Genomic DNA, 21,452 nt, shown 5'->3' on the forward strand with positions numbered 1-21,452 from the left:
CCTACCCTCTGCAAGCTGGCAACATAAACAGCAGCGGAATCCGTTCAACACGGAAACGCCGCACCGGCGTTCAACGCTCATGGCGTTTTTTGGCGACGCGATCACGGAGATAAACCGGCAACGCCTGCGCGGCAGCTACACTCTTACCCTGCTCGAAGAGCGGAACGGCCAGGCGCACAATATCCTCAGCCAACGGATAGGCGTCCACCTCGACCCGCGCCGGTGATAGCGGAATGCGGGAGCCCAGCCCCCAACCGGTACCGATGCCCATCCACCCCTGGGTATCTGCGGGCAGCACCACCTGCTCGGGCGCGCATACCTGCTCGGGAATGATCTCGACCACCCCATCGTCGCTGCAGTGATATCCGGCCCAGTAGATCTCGTCCATGCGAGCATCAATGGCGGCCAGCACGCGGGTGGCCTGATGGCACCTCGCGGCCTGTTGCGCCAGAGCTGCAAGGGTGGAGATCGGCAGCACCGGCTTATCGGTTGCGAAGGCAAGTCCCTGCACAATCGCGGTGGCGATTCGAACCCCAGTGAAGGCACCAGGACCGCGGCCAAAAGCGATGCCGTCAACCTGCGACAACACCAGGCCGGCACTCGCCAGCAGGCGGTCCACCATGGGCAAAATCATTTCACTGTGCTGGCGGGGAATCAGTGCCCACTCGGAGAGCGTCTCGCCATTCACATCAAGGGCGACGGAGCAGGCTTCGGTCGCAGTATCAATCGCTAGTAAGGTGCTCATGGATCCGCACAGCATGGTTAGGGGCCGCGATTATAGCAACAGTCAGCGACGACAACAAAAAGGCCCCCTGAAAAGGGGGCCCTGGGGCGGGTCATGCGATCACTCCGGCCTATCCGGCTTGCCCCTCCGCGGCCGGAGCCGCCGCTGGCGCGGCCGAAGCGGATTTTTTCGCAGCCGGTTTCCTGGTGGCCGTTTTTTTGGCTACCGGTTTTTTGGCCGCTGTCTTTTTGGGGGCTGCTTTTTTGGCAGGCGCTTTTTTGGCAGGCGCTTTTTTGGCAGGCGCTTTTTTGGCAGACGCTTTCTTCGCGGGAGCTTTTACCGCCGTTTTTGCTGCGGCTTTCTTGGTGGTTGAGGCCTTGGTGGTTGATTTTTTAGGGGCCGTTTTTTTCGGGGCTGCCTTTTTAGCCGCAGGCTTTTTAGCGGACTCGGCTTTGGCCGCGGGCTTCTTGGCAGCCGCTTTTTTGGTGGGGGCTTTGGCCTTGCCAACGCTCTTGGCTTTGACGGCTGACTTCTTCAACGCAGCCTTCGCCTTCTGCTCGGCTTTCTTCTCGGCCGCCTTTATTTTTGCAGCCGCTTTTTTTGCCGCCGCTTTGGCCTTGAGCAGCTCCTTCTTTTCCAACGCTTTCAAACGATCGGCTTCCGCCTTCTGTATCGCCTTGGCCTTGGCGGCTGCTTTTTTGGACACTTGCTTGAGCTTAGCCTTCTCCTTATCAGCCCGTGCTTTTACCTTGGCAGCATCCACTTTCGCACGGGCCTGCTTCCATTTGTTTTCAAATACCTTGACGGCTTTGACCAGCTCCTTGTCCGCTTTCTCCTGCAGCTTCTCTTTGAACAGCTCTACACGCACCTTGAGTGCCTCTTCCGCTGCCACCAGTGATGCTTTCACAGAGGCTTCCGCCAGGCTGGTTTTTGCAGCGCGCACACTGTCCTTCTCTTTTTGCAGCTTAGTTGCAAGACGCTTGGCAGCGCTGGCCGCTGAAGCCGCTGCCCGTTTCGCGGCTGCAGTGGAGGTCTTAGCTGCCTTATCCTTTGCCGCAGCCGATTTCTTTTGAGCTGCATCCAGTTGCTTTTGCACCGCTGTCACATTTTTTTCTGCTTTAGCAACAGCATCCTGGGCTTTGGTTAAAAACGCAGGAACAACGGGCTTCTTTGAAGCCTTGGGGGTTGCTTTCTTCGCTACCGATTTTTTGGCAGTCGGTTTTTTTGCCACGGTGGTTTTTTTACCTTTAGCCATCTCGCGATCTCCTGGAACAACTCAACAGTTTTTGGAACGAACCTGCTAAAACATAGCACAATAATTGTACGACCAATAAAACAAAGCCCGCTTTAGCGGTAGCAATGAAAAAAAACATTGAAGAGTAACCATCGTTTCTGCGTTTGTTTTTTCCGAGTCCCTTTCAGTCATCCATACAAGCACGTGGATTTATCACCTGAGGAGCGGAAAGTGAGCCCAGCGAGCCCGTGGATGCAGTAATCCACAGCGCCTGTTTGCTGGCGATGGGGTTTGAGGCCAGCACAGAAGGAGCTGCCAATACTTCTAGGAACAGACTCTGTTTTTGGCGGTTGCTGCGGTCTTTAGGGAGTCCCCTGGCTACAGATTCCGGGCGAAAAAAAACCGGGGTAAGCCCCGGTTTTTTTTCGCCCTGAAACTAGCTTAACGCGGAAAAGACCGACTGCGTTATCTGGTCGACACTGCCTACCCCCGCGATGCGGACGTAACGCGGCGCGTCATCCGCCTGCAGGCTTTGGTAGAAGTCGATCAGCGGAGCGGTCTGGCTGTGATAAACCTGCAGCCGCTTACGCACCGTCTCCTCTTTGTCATCCTCACGCTGAATCAGGGGTTCCCCGGTAAGGTCATCCTTGCCCTCAACCTTGGGAGGGTTATAGACAACGTGGTATACGCGACCGCTACTTTCGTGCATGCGTCGACCGCTCATACGCTTGATGATCTCGGCATCTTCGACCGCGATCTCCACTACATAGTCGATGGCAACACCGGACTCTCGCAAGGCTTCGGCCTGGGGAATGGTGCGGGGGAAACCATCAAACAGAAATCCCTTGGCGCAGTCGGGCTGCTGGATGCGCTCCTTGATCAGGTCAATGATGATCTCATCGGATACCAGGCCGCCCGACGCCATCACCTCTTTCACCTTGAGACCAAGGGGACTGCCGGCCTTGACCGCTGCACGCAACATATCACCGGTGGAAATCTGCGGAATCTCAAACTTCTCGGTAATGAATTGCGCTTGTGTACCCTTTCCGGCGCCCGGGGCACCCAACAGAATAACTCGCATGAAAACACTCCTTCACCACTATTCAGAAAAATCTTTCCCTTTTGGCTCTGATCAGGAACCACGCACGCACCGACTGCCGGGCAATTACGCCCGAAAAAGGGGCCCACAAGCATACTCAGGTCTGTGCGGCAGTACAAGCCGCCAGCGGATTGGGATTATCCCAAGTTAGCGGTGGTCAATTAATACGACTTTGGGCTACGCAGGTCCCGACCTGCAACGGGAGAGAGGCGGAGTTTCAAGCCGCCGCCATAGAGGAGGAGATCTGCTCAATGGAGTCACTTGACTCCAGTAGCGCTTCGAACTCAGCCTGGGCCTCCTCAATGGAGATACCCAGCAGCGCGCACACCTGGGAATCCAGCTGTGACAGGGTTGTGTACTCAATCTGGTTGCGGGTCAGCAGGTAGTTCACCAGCTGCATCAAGGCCACATAGGGCTGCTGCTCATAGTTCACCCCCGGTTGGGTATGATGAATGGCAGCGGACACCAACTCCGCCGGCATCTGCCACTCCTCCAGCAACCAGCCACCGATGCGACCATAGCCCAGGCTCAATATATCCCGCGCCTGGCCAAACCCCATCACCCGCTTTTCCAGCTCGAACAGCGGCTCCTCAGGCTCACGCTCTACCAGTCGGCAAAACAGGTTGAACTCAGGTGGGAACAGGTGCGCCAGCAACACCAGCCCAAACTGGTGCAGCATGCCGCATAGATAAGCCTTGGCGGGAACCAGCTTCAGGCTCGGGTTGGATTTTGCGGCAAGCCGCCGTGCCAGCTCGGCGCTGTAGAGGGAGTGGCGCCAGTAACGTCCGAGCGACAGCGGGCCACTGGAAGGCATGTGAAACGACTGACAGGCGGCGAGCCCGAGTGCGATGTTGCTGACCAGGTCGAAGCCCAGCACTCGGGTTATGGCATCCTGCACCGTCTCCACCTTGCCCCGGTACCCGAACAGGGCCGAACGTGCATGCCGCATGACCTGCAAAGAGAGACTGGGATCGGTCTCCACCAGCGTCGCCAGATCACGGGCACTGCTGTCAGGATCGTTGACCAGCTGTAGAATGCGCACCACATTGGCCGGCATCGGAGGCAGGCGCTGAAGGGATTTCAGCTTGGCACAAACCGCCGCTTCCAGGCCCGTGGCAGAGAGGCACTCAAGGTCGTCACAACCCGGCTCGCTGAAGCGGGCCACCAGGGCTCCAGGATTCAGGAAGCGAAACTCATCCAGGTCGGTGGCAATCAGGGTCTGTTCGCAGCCCGCTCTAAAGTAGACCGTCTCATGCTTGAGCAGGGCCGGATCGATCACCACTTTGAGACCATAGGGGGCGCCTATGGGGGGCAGTGCGTTGACGGCACAGTCATCAAAGAGTGTTTCAACCTTGTGCAACTCGCAACATCGGGCCTTGGGACCCAAAAGCGCCTTGATCTCATCTTCAGACAGCTTGTGGGTAAGGGGGTAAACCAGCAGGCTTTTACCGTTTCGGTGCTCGTAGACCCTGGCAAACGCCACCGCTGAAGGCTCGATACCCCGGCCGCTAACGGCCTCGCAGACAGAGAGTACAGGAGAGGCGAGGCGGTGCACCTTAAAGCGTGCCCCATTGGCCTGAAGATATCGTTTTACACGCGTGGCGATCGGCATACTACAATCCTGCAAATCCTATACGTTCAACCGCAACTATACGCCGACGATACTGGGACGATAGTAACCCTTTCACAATTTAACCTGTACAAACTGATCAATCAACCGCCATTTTCCGCCACCTTCACCCGTTGCCAGAGCGCCTCCATCTGCTCCAGGTCCGCCTCCTGGAGAGAGCTTCCCGCTTGCCTCAGCTGCGCTTCGACCCCTTCAAACCGACGCTGGAATTTGCGGTTGGCCTGCGACATGAGGGACTCGGCATCCGTGCCCAGATGGCGCGCCAGGTTGACACAGGCAAACATCAGGTCACCCAGCTCCTCGAGCGCCGCTTCGCGCCCTTCATCTTTGAGGGCCCGCTCGAGTTCATCCACCTCTTCAAAGATCTTGGCCACCACCGGCTGCGGGCTGTCCCAGTCAAAGCCCACCTCAGCGGCCCGTTTCTGCAGCTTTTGCGCACGCTTCAAAGCCGGCAGGCTTAGCGGCAGGTCGTCGAGCCACCCGCCCGGTTTGTCGTCGCCCCGGCTCTGTTTCAGCGCTCGCTCCTGCTGCTTGATGCGATCCCAGGTCGCCTTGATCTCCTGCTGGGAAACGGTCTGTTGAGGTGAACGGCGAGACGCCAGGGTACCCTCGGGAAACACATGGGGGTGGCGGCGAATCAGCTTGGCTACCAGGTTGTCGAGGATATCCGCCAACTCAAACAGCTGCTGCTCCTTCCCCAGCTGGGCGTAGAAGATCACCTGAAACAGCAGGTCCCCCAGCTCATCCATGACATGGGGATAATCCTCCCGCCGGATCGCATCGGCCACCTCGTAGGCCTCCTCCAGGGTATAGGGCACGATGGTCTCGAAGCTCTGTTGCAGATCCCAGGGGCAGCCGGTCTCCGGGTCCCGCAGACGCTCCATCAGTAACACCAGGTCCTCCAGCTGGTATCGAGCCATCCCTTAACCCCGCCGACTGCGCGATGCTTCGATCACGTTGGGGAGCTGGTTGATACGCGCCAGCACCATGGAGAGCGAATCCAGGCCATCGACCTCGATGGTCAGGGTCATGCGCGCCATGTTGTCGCGGGTATCCGAGAGGGTGTTCAGTGCAATCACGTTCACCTTCTCGTTAGCCAGTACCATGGTGATATCCCGAATCAACCCGGGCCGGTCGTAGGCCAGCAACTCGATCCCCACGGCATAGGTATTTTCCGGTTGACCACCCCAGTCCACCTCGATGAGCCGGTTGGACTCCCGCTCCTGCAGGAGCAGCGCCTGTTGGCAATCCTGGCGATGGATGGTCACACCCCGACCGAGGGTGATGTAGCCAATAATGGGGTCCCCCGGCAGTGGGTGGCAGCAACCCGCCATCTGGGTCAGCAGGTTACCCACCCCGCGAATGCGGATATCACCATCGGATACCTTGGCCTTGGGCATACGCAGCTGCAGTTCAAACTGCTTCTCATCGTCGTAGCCAACCTGGCGCTGGGCCGCATGGATCACGTGGGCCTGGCGAAGATCCCCGGCGCCTACCGCAGCGAACATATCCGCCGCCGTTTTGTAGTTGAGTTCGGGAGCCAGGGCATCGAAATCGACATCCACCAGCGCCAGGCGCTTGAGTTCGTGCTCGATCTGCTGGCGCCCGGCCAATTCGTTCTGGTCCCGGTCCTGCTCCTTGAACCAGTGCATCACCTTGGAACGCGCTCGACTGGTGGTGATGTAGCCCAGGTTAGGGTTCAGCCAGTCCCGACTGGGGGAGCCCCCCGCCGCGGTCAGGATCTCCACCTGGTCGCCGGTCTTGAGGCTGTAGGTCAGCGGAACGATGCGTCCTCCCACCTTGGCGCCCCGGCAGCTGTTACCCACCTCGGTGTGGATGCGGTAGGCGAAATCGATCGGGGTCGAGCCCACCGACAGATCCACTACGTGACCGTTTTTAGTAAACACGTAAATACGATCGGATTCGATATCGCTGCGCAGCTGGCCTGCCAGGCTATCGAGATCGCCAATATCTTCATGCCACTCCATCACCTGGCGCAGCCAGGCAATCTTCTCCTCGTAGCTGCCGCTGGCCTTGGTGTCGGTTCCCTTATAGCGCCAATGGGCACAGACCCCGAGCTCCGCTTCTTCGTGCATCTCGTGGGTGCGTATCTGCACCTCCAGGGTTTTTCCGCCCGGGCCAATCACCGCCGTGTGCAGGGAGCGATAGCCGTTCTCCTTGGGGGTCGCAATGTAATCATCGAACTCGCGGGGAATATGGCTCCACAAGGAGTGCACGATACCAAGGGTGCCGTAGCAGTCACGCAGCTGCGGTACCAACACCCGTACCGCGCGGATGTCGTAGACATCACGAAAATCGATCCCCTTGCGGCGCATTTTGCGCCAGATACTGTAGATATGCTTGGCCCGGCCGCTGATCTCGGCCTTGATCCCGGCCTCCGCCAGCGCCTGCTGAAGCTGCTGCATCACATCATCAATGTATTGCTGGCGGTCGAGGCGACGTTCATCCAGCAGGCGGGCGATCTTTTTGTAGTCCTGGGGTTTCAGGTATCTAAACGAGAGATCCTCAAGTTCCCACTTGATGTGACCGATTCCCAATCGATGGGCCAGGGGAGCATAGATCTCGAACACCTCGCGGGCCACCACCAGGCGCTTGTCCTTATCGAGATTCTTGACCGCCCGAATGGCGCAGGTACGCTCGGACAGTTTTATGAGGGCAACGCGCACATCGTCGATGATCGACACCAGCATCTTGCGCACATTCTCCAGCTGGCCCTGCACCTGGCCCAGCACCGCACCATGGCCCGGAGTCTGGATGGCACTGATAGCCGCCATACCCAGCACGCCCGAAATCAGCTTGGCCACACCGGCACCGAAGCGCTCTTTGACCAGCTCCAGCTCCAGTTTCCCTTCACGCACCCCGCGGTAGAGGATAGCGGCAATCAAAGACTCCTGGTCCAGGTTCAACTCCGCCAGGATCTCGGCCATCTCCAGGCCGGTGCGGTAGCTGTTGCTGTCCTGCCAATGGTCATCGCGATCGCCGCCCTGCAAGGAGGCGTCGCAGGACATCTGGCAGGCGGCCGTAATCAGCTCGACGTCACGAACATTGCTATCGCGGCCAATACGCGTCAGCCAGGCATCGATATTAACCGAACCATCTTCGTGAACCGGGTGATCTTCTCTTACTTTAACCATATTACGTCTTCACTTTCCTTCCGCACCTGCAGGAGACCCCAAGGAACGGGTTGGCTCCCACACTGTTAGTTTCCGGACTGCACGAAAAGTGCCATTGACTCTATGTGACCGGTCTGGGGAAACATGTCCATGACACACAGACGCTGCAGGCGGTATGCCCTGTCCCTGAGCAAGCCGGCATCCCTCGCCAGGGTGGCAGGATCGCAGGAAATATAGAGTATGCTGGCGGGGCCCAGCTGGCAAATATCGCTTATTGTCTCGGCGGCCCCAGCCCGCGGGGGGTCCAGCACCACCTTATCGACCCCATTGGGGCAGAGTGACCGCAACACCCCCTCTTCGGTCAGGTCCAGAACGTGGAAGCGGGCCGTCTCGATGCCCGCTGACTGTGCATTGAGCTGCGCCCGCTGCACCATGGTAGCACTTCCCTCCACACCCACCACCTCGGCCCCCAGCCGCGCCGCCGGCAGGGAAAAGTTGCCCAACCCGCAGAACAGGTCCAGCACCCGCTCGCCGGGCCCGGGGTCAAGCCACTCCATGGCCCGGGTTACCATCGCCTCATTGAGGGGACGGTTCACCTGGGTAAAGTCCAGTGGCTGGTAAGCGAGGGAAAGCGAAAAGGCCGACAAGGGGTAACTCAGCCGGGGGTTCCCCTCCCGGCTCCAGAAACAGTGCACCGAATGGCTGTCGCCCTGCAGATAGAGCTGCTGCAGGTGCTGCTCTGCGAACGCCTGCAAGCGCTGCTGATCCTCCTCGCACAGCGGCTGCAGGTGACGAAACAGCACCGCCGGCCCCCGTTCGCCCAGTAACAGCTCAAGGTGCGAGACCTGGTCGAAGGCCTTCAGGGAGCCAATCAGTTGCTGCAGGGGTTGCAGCAGGCACTCCAGTTCAGGGGCCAACACCGGGCACTGCGCCAGGGAGATCACCTGCCGACTGCGCGCTTCGCGAAAGCCAACCAATAGCTGCTTCTGTTTGCGGTGATAGTAGACCGCCAGGCGGGCCCGCGAGCGGTAACCAAAGGGCTGGGAACCAAGTGGGGGGGCCAGCTGGTCGGGCTGAACAGCGGCAAAGCGCTCCAGTTGACCCAGTACCGCCTGTTCCTTGTGGGTCAGCTGGGCCTGGCTGTCGAGATACTGCAGGGAACAGCCTCCGCAGCGGCCGAAGTGTTGGCAGCGAGGAGAAACACGCTCCCGGGAGGCCTCCTCAATGTGCAGGGCCCGCCCTTCGAGATAGCGCCCGTGGCGACGTTCGATCCGCACCGATACCTGCTCGCCGGGCAGAGCATTGTCGATAAAGAGGGGTTTCCCCTCATGGCGCGCAATTCCGCGCAGGTCGTGGGTCATCCCCTCCACGTGCACCCGCACCGGCTTCTGTGGCTGTTGCCGGGAGCGTCCCGGCTGCTGGTAGAACTTCACATTAACCCCATCAATGGGCGCCCCCCAACGGGGTGCGAGCTTAAAAGCCGCTAATTTTACGTGATATCGATCGGTTTATCAGCGCTTCACAGGGCACTGCCGGAAAATACTCCGGTGGAGAGATAGCGATCGCCGCGGTCACAGATGATCGCCACGATGGTCGCGTTCTCCAGCTCCCGGGAGAGGCGCAGGGCACCGGCCACCGATCCGCCCGATGAGACGCCACAAAAGATCCCCTCCTGGCGGGCGAGGGCGCGCATGGTGCGCTCCGCCTCCTCCTGCCCCATATCGATCACCCGGTCGACCCGCTCGGGCTCGAAGATTGAGGGCAGGTAAGCCTCGGGCCAACGTCGGATACCGGGGATGGAAGCCCCCTCCCTTGGCTGCAGGCCAACGATCTGCACGCTCGGGTTCTGTTCCTTGAGGTAGCGCGACACCCCCATGATGGTACCGGTGGTCCCCATGGAGCTGACAAAGTGAGTGATCTCGCCGCCGGTCTGGCGCCAGATCTCGGGACCGGTCCCGCGGTAGTGAGCGCCGGGGTTATCGAAGTTGCCAAACTGGTCGAGTACCCGCCCTTCACCCCGTTGCTGCATCGCCAGCGCCCGGTCACGAGCTCCCTCCATCCCCTCCTCACGGGTCACCAGCACCAGCTCGGCGCCATAGGCGGTCATCGCCGCACGCCGCTCTGCGCTCATGTTATCGGGCATGATCAACACCATGCGATAGCCCTTGATGGCGGCAGCCATTGCCAGGGCGATGCCGGTGTTGCCGCTGGTAGCCTCGATCAGGGTGTCGCCGGGGCAAATATCCCCCCGCTCTTCGGCCTGCTGGATCATGCTCAACGCCGGCCGGTCCTTGACCGATCCTGCGGGGTTGTTACCCTCCAGTTTAACCAGCACCCGATTGCTGGTCTGCCCGGGCAGGCGCTGCAAACGAACCAGCGGTGTCTCACCGATTAACTGTTCGATGGTGGGGTATTCCATGCCAGCGTTCTCCTGCCTGTCAGAGGGTTTATGAAAGGTGGCTTGCGCAACCGGTGAGGGGCAATAGTTGACGGTTTCGCTCAAAAACAAGGACATGATACTGTGATTCCTGAATCCATTATAAATACCCAAAACCTATATATTTATAAGAAATCAATTGGACCTATTTTATTCTCTAAATAGAATCCTGACTTCAACGGATACTTCCCGTAACCAAGGGTAAAATGTCGATGTTCCTGGCCGGAAAAAACAGTGGTATCAAACAGCGCGTGTTGGCCATGGCGCTACTGCCCACCCTCTCAATCACACTGATGTTGGGGGTCTTCTTTACCCTGACCCGCCTCAAGGATCTCGACAACCTGCTGTTTGAACGCAGCCTGACGATTGCCGAACAGTTTACTGCCACCGCCAGCTTCGGTTACCCCGCCGACGACTCCCCGCTGTTGCAGGAGGTTGCCAATGCCGCCCTGGAAAAAAGCGATGTGCGTGCCATCAGCCTCTACAACGCCGCCGGCACCCGTATTATCCACTCCGGTCCCGGCATGCTGCCGGTTCATCACCCGGCCAGCCCCTTCGGCAGCCAGCAACAAATTCTCCAGGGTGACCGGTCGTTACGCATCATCACCCCCATCTATCCGCCCGCCGAAAACCACTTGCACAGCGCCAATGAGTTACTCGCCCCACTGGGATGGCACGAGATCGAGTTTTCCACCGCCAATACGGAGATCAAGCAGTACCAGACCCTGCTCGGCAGCGGCGTACTGATCATCGTTGGTGTATTACTGAATATCTTTCTTGCACTGCGTATCGGTAGCCACATCACCCGACCGCTGCAAAAGATCTCCAACGCCGTCAGCCATATCCGCAACGGCAATCTGGATACCCGCATCAACACCGAAACCGGCGGTGAACTGCGCACCCTGGAGTCGGGTATCAACTCCATGGTCTCCTCCCTGCAGCAGGCCCATCATGAGATGCAGCAGAACATCGAGCAGTCGACCCGCGACCTGCAGGAGACGCTGGAAACCATCGAGATCCAGAACATCGAGCTCGACATGGCGCGTAAAGAGGCCCTCGAGGCGAGTCGCATCAAGTCGGAATTTCTCGCCAACATGAGCCACGAGATCCGCACTCCGCTCAACGGTATCATCGGCTTTACCAACCTGCTGCTGCGATCAAACCTCAATGAGCGCCAGCGTGAGTACCTGCAGACCATCCACAGCTCCTCCGAGGGGCTGCTGGCCATCATCAATGATGTCCTCGACTTCTCCAAGATCGAGGCGGGCAAGCTGGAGCTGGAGAGCATCCCGATGAACCTCGGTGACACCATCGACGAGGTGCTCAATATCCTTGCCCCTGCGGCCCACGAGAAGCAGCTGGAGCTGATTCCCCTGCTGTACTCCGACACCCCCACCCAGCTGATTGGCGATCCCCTGCGGATCAAGCAGATACTCACCAATCTGGTCAGCAATGCCATCAAGTTCACCCACCAGGGCTCAATCACTGTGCGCGCCATGCTGGAGGAGCAGCGCGCCAAGAACGCCGTCATCAAGATCAGTGTCACCGACACCGGCATTGGCCTCTCACGCCAGCAGCAGAAAGAGCTCTTCAAGGCCTTTACCCAGGCCGACACCTCCACCACCCGCCGTATTGGCGGCACCGGGTTGGGGCTGGTGATTTCCAAACGCCTGGCTCAACAGATGGGCGGGGATATTGGTCTCGAGAGCGAAGAGGGTGAGGGCTCCACCTTCTGGTTTACCATCAACGTTCCCCTGTCCAGTGAGCGTATTGACAAGACCCCCGAGCGTCACTACCCCCAGCGCAGTGCCCTGCTGCTGGAGACTCAGGAGTTGGTTCGCCAGGCCAGTGGCCACCTGATCCGCGCCATGCAACTGCAGTTGACATCCGTTGACACGGCGCAGGAGCTGGAAGCACAGCTCAGTGACGGAAGTATGCCTCCCTATGACCTGGTGATACTGAGTCACAACGAGCAACTCTTGCCTACCAGTAAGCTGCGACAGCTATTGGCCCTGCCCTGGGCCGCCCATACCGCTTTCCTGATCCTGGTGGACACCAACAAGGAGTACGAGGTTAACCGCCTGCTCACCACCACCTCCCGCGCCCTCACCATCGTCAAGCCCATGGTCCGGGCACGTCTTCACAAGGCCGTGGCCTGGGTACTGGGTTCAGTGCCCGAAGCTAACGAGCTGTCGCTTCCCCACGATACCCCTGTTGAGGTGGCCACCCGCGCCCCCCACATACTGGCGGTGGACGACAACGCCGCCAACCTCAAGCTGGTAACCGTGCTGTTGGAGGGGATGGGGGTACAGGTGACGGCAGTGGACAGCGGGCAGCAGGCAATCGTCAAAGTCAGGCAATATCGCTTCGACCTGATCTTTATGGATGTGCAGATGCCGGATATGGACGGCATGGACACCACCCGCCGCATTCGAGACATTGAGCTGGCCGAACACCGTACGCCCATCGTGGCGCTGACCGCCCATGCCCTGGCCGCCGAGAAAAAGGCCCTGTTGCTGGCGGGCATGGATGATTACATGAGCAAGCCCATCAGTGAGCCACAACTGCAGCAGATGATTCGCAAATGGACCGGCATCAAACTGAGCCTGCCCAGCCTGGAGATGTCGACCCGCGACTCACATCCGGAGCACCCCCCTTCCCGCCTGATCGACCTGCAGGAGGGTGTTCGACTGGCCGGTGGCAAAGAGGACCTGGCGGAGGAGATGCTCGCCATGTTGCTCGATAACCTGCCCCAGGATCGTCAACAGATCGAGCAGCAGTACAACGACAAGCAGCTGCCACAGCTGCTGGAGACCGTTCACAAACTGCACGGCGCCACCCGCTACTGTGGCGTCCCCCTGCTGCGACAGGCCTGTCACGAGATGGAGTCAGCCCTGAAGCTCAGCCGGAGGGGGGAGGAGAACAGCTCCCTGCAGCAGTTATGGAAAGAGTTGCTGACCCAGATCGATGCCCTCATCCAGTGGCATCACGCGCGCGCCGAGAGCACCACAAAGGCCACCACGTAGTCCTTCTCGTCGGACAGGGTCACTAAAAAGTCGCTGGCGCCGCGCTCGCTGGCGATCGCCAGGGCACGCTCACGCAACCGCAACAGGGGCGCCCCCAACGGGTCGTGCTCGACAAAGATATGCTGGAAGGAGACGCCATTGCCGATGCCGGTGCCCAGCGCCTTGGAGGCGGCCTCCTTGACCGCAAAACGTTTGGCCAGGAAGGTTGCCGGTTTGCTGGCCCGCTGGAACTGCTCCAGTTCGTCGGGGGTCAGTACCCGCTCGGCGAATCGATCTCCCAACTTGTCCAGCGAGCGCTGGATGCGGTCGATGCGAACGATATCGGTACCAATACCCACCACCATCACAATAATCCTCAGGCGCGCAGCGCACTAAAGCGTTGCGCTTCGAGCATCACGCGTTTCATTTCGACAATGGCCGGGGCCAGCCCGGTAAACAGCGCCCGGGCAATAATACCGTGGCCTATATTGAGCTCGTTGAGGCCGGGAATGGCGGCGATCGGCTCCACATTGTCGTAGTTGAGGCCGTGGCCGGCATTCACGATCAGCCCCTGTTCGAGAGCGAAACGAGTGCCCTCAACCACCCGCCGCAGCTCTGCCTCCATGGTCTGGGGAGCCGCATCGGCATAGGCACCGGTGTGAATCTCAATGGCAGGGGCACCACAACGCACCGCGGCGGCAATCTGCTCGGGGTCGGCGTCGATAAAGAGCGACACCTGGATACCCTGCTCTCCCAGATTGTCGCAGGCCGCCTTGATGCGCGACTCCTGCGCCAGCACATCGAGCCCCCCTTCGGTGGTCAGCTCTTCCCGCTTTTCGGGCACCAGGCAGACATGGGCCGGGGCGATGCGACGGGCAATCGCCAGCATCTCGTCGGTCACCGCCATCTCAAGGTTCATGCGGGTCTGAAGTACCTCTCGCAGCACCTCCAGGTCGCGGTCCTGGATATGGCGGCGATCCTCCCGCAGGTGAACCGTAATGCCGTCGGCGCCGGCCTGCTCAGCTTCGATCGCTGCCTGCACCGGATCGGGATAGCGCGTACCGCGCGCCTGGCGCAGGGTAGCGACATGGTCAATATTGACCCCCAGTAACAGGCGATTTTTGGACAGCATAGGTATCTCCTTCATAAAAGCGGGCTGGCCCAACGAATGGAACGGCCCGGCAGCATCTAATTAAACAAACAACTCCCGGCTACGCAATGGCCGCCCCCCCAGCAGGTGAGCCAGCGCATGGCGCATCAAGCGCTTGGCCGCCAGGCGCTGCTCGGGCGAATGCAGCTCCCCCCGCGCCAGGGCCAGCAGCATCTCCCCGCGGTAAACCTGGCTGCGCTCCCCGCTGCCCGGTAGCACCGAGAAAAACCCCGCTTCGGGGTCGTATTGATAGTACCCCTCCGCCACCAGCGCTGCCCCGCTGATCGCTTCCGCCTCCAGCGGCAACCCGTAGCCCATCAGCTCCAGCAGTTGCAGCTCAAAGGCCCGCAGGGTGGGTTCGAGGTCGGCGGCTTCGTCCAGGCTCTGCAGCAGCCGGGTATAGAGGGTAAAGAGTTCCGGATGGGGGTCCTGGGGCTGCAGCAGGCGCTGCAGCAGCTCGTTCACGTAGAGGGCGCAGAACAGGTAGTGGCCCTGCAAGCGGATGGGGGTGGCAGCGGCCTCGACATCGGTAGCGGTCTTCAGCTCCCGCTGCCCCTGCCAGCTTACCAGCAGGCGTCCGAAGGGTTGCAACAGCCCTTTATGGCGCGCCCGTCCCCCGCGTACCCCCTTGAACAGCACACTGACCCGTCCCTGCTCCTCGGTGAACAGGTCGGCGATGAGGCTGGTTTCCCGGTAGGGGCGAGCGTGGATCAGGAAGGCACTGCAGAGGCTGACCTGATGGGAAGAAGCCATGGCCAGCTCCGCTAGAGGTCGTTATAACCCAGACTGCGCAACGCTCGCTCGTCGTCCGACCAGCCACCCTTCACCTTGACCCAGAGGTTGAGCATCACCTTGGCGTCGAACAGCTGCTCCATGTCGAGCCGGGCCTCGCGCCCGATCAGCTTCAGGCGCGAGCCCTTGTCACCGATAACGATCGCCTTCTGCCCCGCTTTCTCCACGAGGATCAGGGCACTGATGTGAAGTACCCCCTCCTGCGCCTTGAACTCCTCGATCTCCACCGTCATCTGGTAGGGCAGCTCATCCCCTAACTGGCGCATGATCTTTTCCCGCACCAGCTCGGCGGCCAGGAAACGGGAACTGCGGTCGGTCAGCTGATCCTCGTCGTAGAAGTGCTCGCCGAGGGGAAGCAGCCGGGCAACGGCGGCCTCCAACTGCTCGACGTTGCGTCCCGACTTGGCGGAGATAGGGATGATCTCGGCAAAACCATGTTGTTCGGAGAGCGCCTGCAGGTGAGGCATCAGCTCCTGCTTGTTTTCAATGCGGTCCACCTTGTTGACCGCCAGGATCACCGGGCAGCGGCTGTGGCGAATTCGCTCCAGCACCATTTGGTCCTCATCGGTCCAGCGCATACGGTCGACCAGGAACACCACCAGGTCAACATCCTTGATGGCAGTGCTGGCGGCCCGGTTCATGTAACGGTTGATCGCCTTCTGCTCCCCCCGGTGCAAGCCGGGGGTGTCCACGTAGATCGCCTGCACCCCCTGTTCGGTTTTGATGCCTTGGATCTGGTGGCGGGTGGTCTGCGGACGACGCGAGGTGATACTGAGCTTCTGCCCGAGAATGCGGTTGAGGAGGGTCGACTTGCCCACGTTAGGGCGCCCCACCAGTGCGATAAAACCGCAGCGTGGCTCCTTAGTGTCCGTCATGGTCGGCTCCCAACGCTTTTAATACCTGGCGGGCGGCCTGCTGCTCGGCCCCCCGGCGACTGTTACCTACCCCGATACAGGGACTGTCAAGCAGCTCGACCACACAATGCACGCGGAACGTCTGGGCGTGGGCCTCACCCTCTACCCCCAGCACCTCGTAAAGAGGCAACGCCGCCTGCCGGGCCTGCAACAGCTCCTGCAGGCGGGTCTTGGGATCCTTTTGCGTATCCTCCAGCGTGAGGGCGTCGAGCCGGCTACTGTACCAGGCCAGAATGCGCTCGCGGCAGCACTCCATGCCGCGATCCAGGTAGATCGCCCCGATCAGCGCCTCCACGGTATCCGCCAGGATCGACTCGCGCCGGTAGCCACCGCTTTTCAGCTCACCGGAGCCGAGGCGCAGGTAGTCACCCAGCTCAAACTCCCGTGCCAACTCGGCCAGGGTCTGCCCCTTGACCAGGCGCGCGCGTAAACGGCTCAGCTGCCCCTCCTTGGCCTGGGGAAACTTGTTGAACAGCGCTTCGGCAATGGTGAAGTTAACGATCGAGTCTCCCAGGAACTCAAGGCGTTCGTTGTTGCGTGAGGCGTAGCTGCGATGGGTCAGGGCCAGCAGGGCCAGCTGCTGGTCGGCGAAGCTGTAGCCCAGCTTACGCGATAGTTTATCGATTCGGGTTTTCACTGATTCGCTACTTGCCAGTTGTGTTTAAAGCTCATCACCACATCGACATTGCCGGCAATATGAACCCGCTTTTCGTATTCAATATCGATCTTCATGAAGCCATCGGCCTCGTACACTTCGATGTCTTCTCTATCGAAGTCACGGATCATGTTGGTCTGGAAGCCCTTGCTGAGATAGCCTCTGACTTGAAGGATATCGGCGTCTTCGATACCCTGACGCTCCTTCATGTTCTCCAGCAGCTGTGCGATCGCCCGATCGTCCATATAGTAGGGCACCATCTTAAACACCAGCAGCAGGATCATGCCTCCCAGGGCAAGTGTCATCATCCATCCGGCGGTCGTCATTCCCCGCTGTCTATTGGCAAGTTTCATCATCCCTCCGGCCTCTTATTATCTTATGGATCCGTTGTTCTTGAAGCTGGGCAGCTCGCCCCACTGGGGCCAGTGCATCCAGATAGCCACTGCTTGACCCACTATATTCTCTTCAGGCACAAAACCCCAGTAACGACTGTCGTTGCTGTGATCCCGGTTGTCTCCCATCATGAAGTAGTGCCCTGCGGGAACCACCCACTCCTTCTGGGTACGAGGGTCCGGCGGGGTGATATCCTCACGGGTTGTATACTGGTGCTCACCATGGGTCTCCTCCATGATGCTGAAGGGGATCCCGCTTTGGGAGAAGCGTGCCACAAATCGTTTGCTCAGTGGCTCACCGTTGACCAATACGGTTTTGCCCTGGTAGCGGATGCGGTCACCGGGCAGGCCAATCACCCGCTTGATAAAGTTCACACTGGGATCGCGGGGCTCACGAAACACCATCACATCCCCGCGCTCGGGCTCGCCGATATCAATAATCTTGGTGTCCAGTACCGGCAGGCGAATGCCATAGTTGAACTTGTTGACCAGAATAAAATCCCCGATCTCCAGCGTCGGTTTCATGGAGCCGGACGGAATCTGGAAAGGTTCGTACAGAAAGGAGCGCAGCACCAGTACCGCCAACAGCACAGGAAAAACAGAACGGCAGGTCTCCACCCAGCTGGGTTCCCTGCTCATCTCCTCCAGGACGGTTTCGTTGACCAGCGCCGCCTGGCCATTCTGTTGGCATTGCGACATAGCCCTGGCCCGACGCGCCGGCGCCAGTTTGACGCGATCAAGCAGGGTCACCAACCCGGTGACCGCGACCAGCGCCACCAACACCAACGGAAAATTGATATCCATAAGTTAACCGTCCACCTTGAGTACTGCGAGGAAAGCCTCCTGTGGAATCTCCACACGACCCACCTGCTTCATTCGTTTCTTACCCGCTTTCTGCTTCTCGAGCAGCTTGCGCTTACGGCTCACATCACCGCCGTAGCACTTGGCCGTTACGTTCTTGCGCAGCGCCTTGACGGTTTGCCGCGCCACAATCTGGCCACCGATCGCCGCCTGAATGGCCACATCGAACATCTGCCGCGGGATCAGCTCCTTCATCTTTTCGGTCAGCACCCGCCCCTTTGACTGGGCGTTGTCCTTGTGGACGATCAGCGCCAGCGCATCGACCTTTTCGCCGTTGATCAGCACGTCGAGGCGTACCAGGCGCGCCGCCTGGAAACGGTCGAAACTGTAATCCAGCGAGGCAAAACCGCGGCTGACCGACTTCAGGCGATCGAAGAAGTCCAGTACCACCTCGTTCATCGGCAGCTCATAGGTCAGTGACACCTGTCCACCGGTAAACTGCATATCCTTCTGGATACCGCGCTTTTCGATACAGAGGGAGATCACATTACCCAGGTGCTCCTTGGGCACCAGGATGTTGGCGGTCACGATCGGCTCACGCATCTCGTCGATGGAGCCCAGGTCAGGCAGCTTGGAGGGGTTATCCACCAGCACGATCGAACCATCGCGCATCGCAACCTCGTACATAACCGTTGGAGCCGTGGTGATCAGGTCGAGATCGTACTCCCGTTCCAGGCGCTCCTGGATGATCTCCATGTGCAACATGCCGAGGAAGCCGCAGCGGAAGCCAAAGCCCAGGGCATCGGAGCTTTCGGGCTCGTAGAAAAGCGAAGCATCGTTGAGGGTCAACTTGCCCAGCGCCTCACGGAACGACTCATAGTCGTCGGAGCTGACCGGGAACAGGCCGGCGTAAACCTGGGGCTTGACCTTCTGGAAGCCCGGCAGCATGGCCACATCGGCGGTCTTCTGGTGGGTCAGGGTGTCACCCACCGGAGCCCCCTTGATATCCTTGATACCGGCGACCACGTAGCCCACCTCGCCCGCACGCAGAATACCGGTCTCCTTGCGCTTGGGGGTAAAAATACCCACGCCGTCCACCACATGGGCGTTACCGGTGGATTTCACCAGCATCTTGTCCCCTTTGCGCAGGGTGCCCTGCTTGACGCGAACCAGAGAGACGATACCCAGGTAGTTATCAAACCAGGAGTCGATGATCAGCGCCTGCAGGGGGGCCTCCACATCCCCGGCAGGGGGAGGAATTTCGGCCACCAGCCGCTCCAGCACATCCTCTACCCCCATACCGCTCTTGGCGCTGCAACGCACCGCATCGGTGGCGTCCAGGCCGATGATCTCCTCAATCTCCTGGGCCACCCGCTCGGGCTCTGCCTGGGGAAGGTCCATCTTATTGAGAACCGGAACCACCTCCAGTCCCTGCTCGATCGCCGTATAGCAGTTGGCCACCGACTGGGCCTCTACCCCCTGCCCGGCATCCACCACCAGCAGCGCGCCTTCACAGGCGGCCAGGGAGCGAGAAACCTCGTAGGAGAAGTCCACGTGCCCGGGGGTGTCGATGAAATTGAGCTGGTAGGTTTTACCGTCACGAGCCCTGTAGTCGAGGGTCACGCTCTGGGCCTTGATGGTGATGCCCCGCTCACGCTCAATATCCATCGAGTCGAGCACCTGGGCAGCCATCTCCCGGCTGGATAGGCCACCGCAGAGCTGGATAAAACGGTCAGCGATGGTGGACTTGCCGTGGTCGATATGGGCAATGATGGAGAAATTACGGATATGGGAAAGGTCGGTCACGATGGTTCACTAGATAACAGGAGTCGAAGTACGTGTTTCGGCTAGGCCAGTGAGGGCATTGGTGCAGGGGTTAGCCGCATCCGGAACCGCATTTAGGGCAAGCACTGGAGCCCGTTGGGGGCAAGCGCCGGAGACCCGCCGTAGGTCCCCTGAAAAACAGGGCGCAAGTGTACCCCATTTACCCCCTGTCCGCTATGGATGCGGCGCCGATAAGCGAGGCGGTCGCAAGGGCTGCGACCGCCGTGGGTAAACGCTTAATCCTGCAGTTTGAAGGTAATGTAACCCGGGCGGCCGCGACGGATCAGGCGCATGGAGATGGAGCGGTCCGCGGGCAGTTCTGCCACCAGGCTGGAGAACTGCTTGGGGGTCTCAACGGACTGGTTGTTGACATCGGTGATCACATCGCCGGGGCGCAGGCCGATCTCCTTGGCCGGACCACCAAGCACCTCACTGACCACCACCCCGTTGCTGATCTCCAGGTCGCTGCGCTGCTCCTCGCTCAGGGAGGTAACCTTTACCCCCAGGCGGTTAGCCTTTTTGGCAGGCTGGCCGGGAGCGCTGGCCTGGCGCTGTTCGGTCGGCAGCTCACCCACCGTCACATCGACGCTGATCTGCTTACCGGCCCGCACCAGCTTCACCTTAACGGTATCTCCCGGCGGGGTCGCCCCCACTGCGTGGGGAAGGTCAGCTGAGAGGTTGATCTCCTTGTCGCCAAAACGCAGAATCACATCGCCATCGCGCAAACCGGAGCGGTCACCGGGGCCATCGGGCATCACCTGGGCCACCAGCGCGCCGGCGGCCTTATCCAGCCCAAAGGATTCCGCCAGGTCCTTGTTCACATCCTGAATGACCACCCCGAGCCAGCCGCGAGAGACATAACCCTGCTTTTTCAACTGGTCCGACACCCGCATCGCCACATCCATGGGGATCGCAAAGGAGAGCCCCATGAAGCCGCCTGAGCGGGTGAAGATCTGCGAATTAATCCCGATCACCTCACCCTCCAGATTGAACAGCGGCCCCCCGGAATTGCCCGGGTTGATGGCCACATCGGTCTGGATAAAGGGAACGTAGTTTTCGCTCGGCAGGCTACGCCCAAGGGCGCTGATGATACCGGCAGTCACCGAGTAGTCGAAGCCAAAGGGAGAACCGATCGCGACCACCCACTGCCCCGGCTCGAGGTTGGCGGAGTGGCCAATCTTCACCGCCGGCAGATTGTCCGCCTCGATCTTCAACAGGGCCAGGTCCGATCGCTCATCAACGCCGATCACGACTGCTTCCAGCTCCCGCCGGTCGTTCAGGCGCACAATCACCTGGTCAGCACCATCCACCACGTGGTTATTGGTGAGAATATAACCGTCGCTGGAGATGATAAATCCGGACCCCAGCGACTGGGGGCGGGGCCGCCCCTCTTCCGAACGGGGGTGGGGACGCCCGAAAAACTCCTGGAAGATATCCGGCAGGGGTTGGCCGTTGGGCCCCAGAATCGGTTCCCCCTCCTTGGCTCCCCTCACCGTACTGATGTTCACCACGGCCGGAGAGGCCTCCTTGACCAGCTGGGTAAACTCCGGCAACTGGGCCGCCCAGCCGTTGGAAAACCATAGCAACGCACAGATGGCGGCGGTGATAGACCACATCGATGAATGAGATCGATTCATTATTTCTCCCAATTATCTAGCTGA

Annotated in this window: 18 protein-coding genes; 1 reads left to right on the plus strand and 17 read right to left on the minus strand. The window is 59.9% G+C overall.

What is annotated here, in order from left to right; translation table 11 throughout:
* Window positions 1-70: 70 nt before the first annotated feature.
* The 8 genes from tsaB to cysM all read right to left on the minus strand — a co-directional run bounded on the left by tsaB (window position 71) and on the right by cysM (window position 10,240).
* A complete protein-coding gene (gene tsaB / locus D0544_RS08755) occupies window positions 71-745 on the minus strand; it encodes a tRNA (adenosine(37)-N6)-threonylcarbamoyltransferase complex dimerization subunit type 1 TsaB (protein WP_125015568.1) in 675 nt (224 codons plus the stop codon).
* Between the two features lie 109 nt (window positions 746-854).
* A complete protein-coding gene (locus D0544_RS17235; RefSeq protein ID WP_207905801.1) occupies window positions 855-1,979 on the minus strand; it encodes a hypothetical protein in 1,125 nt (374 codons plus the stop codon).
* A gap of 415 nt (window positions 1,980-2,394) precedes the next feature.
* Window positions 2,395-3,039 (minus strand): adenylate kinase, encoded by a 645-nt coding sequence (gene adk / locus D0544_RS08765; protein WP_125015569.1) that lies wholly within the window; start codon window positions 3,037-3,039, stop codon window positions 2,395-2,397.
* Window positions 3,040-3,274: 235 nt separating this feature from the next.
* A complete protein-coding gene (locus D0544_RS08770) occupies window positions 3,275-4,669 on the minus strand; it encodes an HDOD domain-containing protein (RefSeq protein WP_125015570.1) in 1,395 nt (464 codons plus the stop codon).
* 101 nt (window positions 4,670-4,770) lie between these two features.
* Window positions 4,771-5,607, minus strand: a complete 837-nt coding sequence (mazG, locus tag D0544_RS08775; protein ID WP_125015571.1) for a nucleoside triphosphate pyrophosphohydrolase — start codon at window positions 5,605-5,607, stop codon at window positions 4,771-4,773.
* Window positions 5,608-5,610: 3 nt separating this feature from the next.
* Entirely contained in the window at window positions 5,611-7,842 is a 2,232-nt protein-coding gene (gene relA / locus D0544_RS08780; protein ID WP_125015572.1) for a GTP diphosphokinase, read from the minus strand.
* 65 nt (window positions 7,843-7,907) lie between these two features.
* The gene (gene rlmD / locus D0544_RS08785) at window positions 7,908-9,254 is read right to left on the minus strand and encodes a 23S rRNA (uracil(1939)-C(5))-methyltransferase RlmD (RefSeq protein ID WP_164880877.1); all 1,347 of its coding nucleotides are present in this window, start codon (window positions 9,252-9,254) and stop codon (window positions 7,908-7,910) included.
* An 86-nt stretch (window positions 9,255-9,340) separates the two neighbouring features.
* Window positions 9,341-10,240 (minus strand): cysteine synthase CysM, encoded by a 900-nt coding sequence (gene cysM, locus D0544_RS08790; RefSeq protein ID WP_125015926.1) that lies wholly within the window; start codon window positions 10,238-10,240, stop codon window positions 9,341-9,343.
* 224 nt (window positions 10,241-10,464) lie between these two features.
* On the opposite strand from cysM, the gene D0544_RS08795 reads away from it, so the two are divergent.
* A complete protein-coding gene (locus tag D0544_RS08795; RefSeq protein ID WP_125015574.1) occupies window positions 10,465-13,284 on the plus strand; it encodes an ATP-binding protein in 2,820 nt (939 codons plus the stop codon).
* On the opposite strand, the gene acpS is transcribed toward D0544_RS08795, so the two are convergent.
* From acpS to D0544_RS08840, 9 genes are all read right to left on the minus strand, one after another.
* Window positions 13,245-13,628 (minus strand): holo-ACP synthase, encoded by a 384-nt coding sequence (acpS, locus tag D0544_RS08800; protein WP_125015575.1) that lies wholly within the window; start codon window positions 13,626-13,628, stop codon window positions 13,245-13,247. The two genes, D0544_RS08795 and acpS, sit on opposite strands and share 40 nt — an antisense overlap.
* A gap of 11 nt (window positions 13,629-13,639) precedes the next feature.
* Window positions 13,640-14,395, minus strand: coding sequence for a pyridoxine 5'-phosphate synthase (gene pdxJ, locus D0544_RS08805; protein WP_125015576.1), 756 nt, complete (start codon window positions 14,393-14,395; stop codon window positions 13,640-13,642).
* 60 nt (window positions 14,396-14,455) lie between these two features.
* Window positions 14,456-15,166, minus strand: coding sequence for a DNA repair protein RecO (gene recO / locus D0544_RS08810; RefSeq protein WP_125015577.1), 711 nt, complete (start codon window positions 15,164-15,166; stop codon window positions 14,456-14,458).
* Window positions 15,167-15,177: 11 nt separating this feature from the next.
* Window positions 15,178-16,080: a GTPase Era gene (gene era / locus D0544_RS08815; RefSeq protein ID WP_125015578.1), complete on the minus strand. Its 903-nt coding sequence runs from the start codon at window positions 16,078-16,080 to the stop codon at window positions 15,178-15,180.
* Window positions 16,067-16,756: a ribonuclease III gene (rnc, locus tag D0544_RS08820; RefSeq protein WP_125015579.1), complete on the minus strand. Its 690-nt coding sequence runs from the start codon at window positions 16,754-16,756 to the stop codon at window positions 16,067-16,069. Before rnc ends, era begins: the two co-directional genes overlap by 14 nt.
* Window positions 16,753-17,127 (minus strand): DUF4845 domain-containing protein, encoded by a 375-nt coding sequence (locus D0544_RS08825; RefSeq protein ID WP_164880878.1) that lies wholly within the window; start codon window positions 17,125-17,127, stop codon window positions 16,753-16,755. Before D0544_RS08825 ends, rnc begins: the two co-directional genes overlap by 4 nt.
* An 18-nt stretch (window positions 17,128-17,145) precedes the next feature.
* Entirely contained in the window at window positions 17,146-17,964 is an 819-nt protein-coding gene (lepB, locus tag D0544_RS08830; RefSeq protein ID WP_243647309.1) for a signal peptidase I, read from the minus strand.
* 9 nt (window positions 17,965-17,973) lie between these two features.
* Window positions 17,974-19,773: a translation elongation factor 4 gene (lepA, locus tag D0544_RS08835; RefSeq protein WP_125015582.1), complete on the minus strand. Its 1,800-nt coding sequence runs from the start codon at window positions 19,771-19,773 to the stop codon at window positions 17,974-17,976.
* A 254-nt stretch (window positions 19,774-20,027) separates the two neighbouring features.
* Complete coding sequence (locus D0544_RS08840) at window positions 20,028-21,428, minus strand: DegQ family serine endoprotease (protein ID WP_207905802.1); 1,401 nt, start codon at window positions 21,426-21,428, stop codon at window positions 20,028-20,030.
* Between the last annotated feature and the right edge of the window lie 24 nt (window positions 21,429-21,452).

It is taken from the genome of Aestuariirhabdus litorea, assembly GCF_003864255.1.
In the GTDB taxonomy this organism is placed as follows: Bacteria; Pseudomonadota; Gammaproteobacteria; order Pseudomonadales; family Aestuariirhabdaceae; genus Aestuariirhabdus; species Aestuariirhabdus litorea.